At 54.1% G+C, this 3,475-nt stretch carries 1 protein-coding gene and 1 pseudogene; one reads left to right on the forward strand and one right to left on the reverse strand.

All coding sequences use genetic code 11. The features are described from left to right. A pseudogene (locus tag ACESNB_RS17645) lies at positions 1-732 on the forward strand (type I restriction-modification enzyme R subunit C-terminal domain-containing protein); the annotation flags it as partial. Positions 733-808: 76 nt separating this feature from the next. Here the strand turns inward: ACESNB_RS17645 and secA are convergent. Further along, the coding region (gene secA, locus ACESNB_RS17650) for a preprotein translocase subunit SecA (RefSeq protein WP_373009648.1) at positions 809-3,475 on the reverse strand (2,667 nt) is incomplete at its 5' end.

Here is a 3,475-nt window from a genome sequence, read left to right on the forward strand (position 1 = left end):
GCAGGCTGGATTGAGTTTCGGGCTTCCATAGCGGTCGATCAAGAGTTCGCCGTGTTCCGCGATTGCGACTTGCGCAGCGTTCATCCGGTCCACGCATTCGGCGGCTCCACGTCGCAGCTGTTGACGACCGGCGTTGATGACAAAACCTGCAAGCTCATCGTTATCTATCGAACCATCAACTCCATGACCATGTTCAAACAGATCATTGGCCGTGGCACCCGCATCGATGAGGACAACAACAAATATTTCGTCACGATCATGGACTTCAAAAAGGCCACAGAACTCTTCCGGGATGACGACTTTGATGGCCCGCCGATCGTCATTTATGAACCGACCGATGTTGATGATCCGATTCCGCCTGACCCGGAAGATCAGGACGATGACGATACGGACGATGACGACAATGCAGGCGGTACAAAAATCGTCGTCAGCGGCGTTCCGGCGCGGATCATTGCCGAGCGGATCGAATATGTCGGGACCGATGGCAAGTTGATCACCGAATCCTATCGGGAGCTCGCCAAGGGTAAGATCGTGTCGGCATATCTCTCGCTCGATGAGTTTATCCAGAAATGGAACGAGAGTGATCGAAAGCAAGCGATCATCGATGAGCTTGAAGAACATGGCATCGTCCTTGCCAATCTGGCCGAGGACGTGGGCAAGGATTTCGGCGATTTCGATCTGCTTGCACACATTGCCTACGACGCACCCGACGAATGCCAAAGGGCCCGATCAGCTATTCACTGACAGGGCCCTTCGCTTTTGGTATGTTTGGATGTGCCGGTCCCAAACCTCTGTACTCAAACCGAGATCAGGCGGGGGCTCCGTGGCAATGCTTGTATTTGTTGCCGGAACCACACGGACATTGCGCGTTGCGGCTAATATCCATGTCTACGTATGGGTTATCCTTGTTCGATCCGCCGGGGCCAAACGCCGCCCGGGGCGAACCTGCAAACGATCCGAACATCGCTTCGCGGCCAGCAGAGCCATCACTATCATCCGAATTGTCGAGGCCAGTCAACGGATCGACATGACCGGTCAGGAAATCTGGCAGATCAGGCAGCGCTTCTTGCGGGGGCGGTGCCATGCGTAGCTGGCTTTTCAGCAGAATGCTGGTGATGTCCTCGCGCAGCGTCCCCAGCATTTGTTCGAACAGGCCAAAGGCTTCCTGCTTATACTCGTTGATCGGTTGTTTTTGCGCATGGGCACGCAGGCCCACCACCTGACGCAATGCATCAAGCGTGGCGAGGTGTTCTTTCCAGTGATAATCGAGCCGTTCGAGCAGGATACTTTTTTCCACCCGGCGCCAGATGCCCGGTTCGCTGGCAGCAATCTTTTGCTCCATGATCCCGTTTACTTCGGCCAGAATGCGTTCTTCGATTATTTCTGGTTCGACTTGGTCTTCTTCCAACCATTGATCGAATGGTGGTTCGATGCCGAGCACTTTAAGCGCGCTCTCCTTCAACCCTTCCATATCCCATTGTTCGGGATAGGAGCCCGGAGGACAAGCGGCTGTGACCAGATTGTTGACTGTGTCATGCCGCATATCGATCACCACATCATCGACTGCTTCGCTATCCATGATTTCCGCGCGCTGTTCATAGATGACCTTGCGCTGATCATTCATCACATCATCATATTCGACGACTTGCTTACGAATGTCGTAATTGCGGGCTTCAACCTTTTTCTGCGCGGTTTCGATGGCCTTGCTCAGCCATTTGGAGCCAATCGCCTCGCCGTCTTCCAGGTTGGAATTCATCATCCGGCTGAACAGGGTATCCGGACCAAAAATGCGCAGCAAATCATCTTCCAGACACAGGTAGAACCGTGATAATCCAGGATCACCCTGTCGGCCTGAACGGCCGCGCAACTGATTATCGATCCGGCGGCTTTCATGCCGTTCAGTACCGAGCACGAACAAGCCCCCGGCCTCCAGAACCTTTGCGCGCTCAGCCTTAACTTCGGCCTTGATCGCGGCCAATGCTGCATCACGTTCCGGCCCTTCCGGCATCCCGGCAAGCTCGTCTTCTTCGCGGTATTCAACATTACCGCCCAGCTGAATATCGGTGCCCCGGCCCGCCATGTTTGTCGCGATGGTCACCGCGCCAAGCCGGCCTGCCTGCGCCACAATCCGTGCTTCACTTTCATGGAACCGGGCGTTGAGGACCGAGTGTTCAACTTTTTCATTGTCGAGGAACTTCGACAGCAACTCGGATTTTTCGATCGAAACAGTGCCCACCAGAACGGGTTGGCCAATACCAGATTGTTCCGCAATCGCCTTGGCAATCGCCTTGAACTTGTCGTCGGTATTCTTGAAAAACTGGTCTTCTTCATCGATCCGCAGAACGTCTACGTTGGTCGGAATCGTGACCACGTTCATCTTGTAGATTTCCCAGAATTCGCCTGCCTCTGTCGCGGCGGTACCGGTCATGCCGGCCAGTTTGGGATACATGCGGAAATAATTCTGGAAAGTGATCGATGCCATGGTCTGGTTTTCAGGCTCGATCTTCATGCCTTCCTTGGCCTCAACCGCCTGATGCAGACCGTTAGACCAGCGGCGTCCATCCATCATCCGGCCCGTAAATTCATCGATGATGACAACCTTGTCATCCTTGATGATGTAATCCGTATCGCGCTTGAACATGATGTTCGCACGGAGTGCGGCAGTCAGGTGGTGAACGACCTGGGTATTTTCAACATCGTATAGATTGTCAGTTTCCAGCAGGCCTGCATCGGCCAGCATCTGCTCGACTTTTTCCGTGCCATCTTCGGTCCAGGAAATATTCTTGGTTTTCTCATCTGCTTCGTAAAAATCGGGTTCGATCTGTTTCACGATCGCATCGATTTGGACGTAGAGTTCAGTTTTATCTTCCGTCGGGCCAGAGATGATCAGCGGTGTCCGCGCTTCATCGATCAGGATCGAATCGACTTCATCGACGATTGCGAAGTTAAACGGGCGCTGGACCATCTGGCCGCGTTCCTGCTTCATATTGTCGCGCAAATAATCGAAGCCGAATTCATTGTTCGTGCCGTAAGTAATGTCGGCGGCATAGGCATCGCGCCGTTCAAATTCGCCCAGATTTGGCACGATCACGCCAACTGTCAGACCCAACCAGGTGTATAGCTGGCCCATCCATTCGGCATCGCGGCGAGCGAGGTAATCATTGACCGTCACAACGTGGACGCCCTTACCCTCGATTGCATTGAGATAAGTCGCCAGCGTTGCCACCAGCGTTTTACCTTCACCGGTGCGCATTTCGGCGATTTCACCGCGGTGCAGCACTACGCCGCCGATCACCTGAACGTCAAAGTGGCGCATTCCCAGAACCCGGATGGATGCTTCACGCACCGTCGCAAAGGCTTCTGGTGTAATGTCGACCAGCGTCTTGCCCTCCGCCAATTGCGCGCGGAATTTCTCGGTCTGGGCCTGCAATTCTTCGTCAGTCAGAGCCTGAATCTGCTCCTCCAGAGCATTCAC

The sequence above is a fragment of the Hyphomonas sp. genome (assembly GCF_041689225.1).
GTDB lineage: Bacteria > Pseudomonadota > Alphaproteobacteria > Caulobacterales > Hyphomonadaceae > Hyphomonas.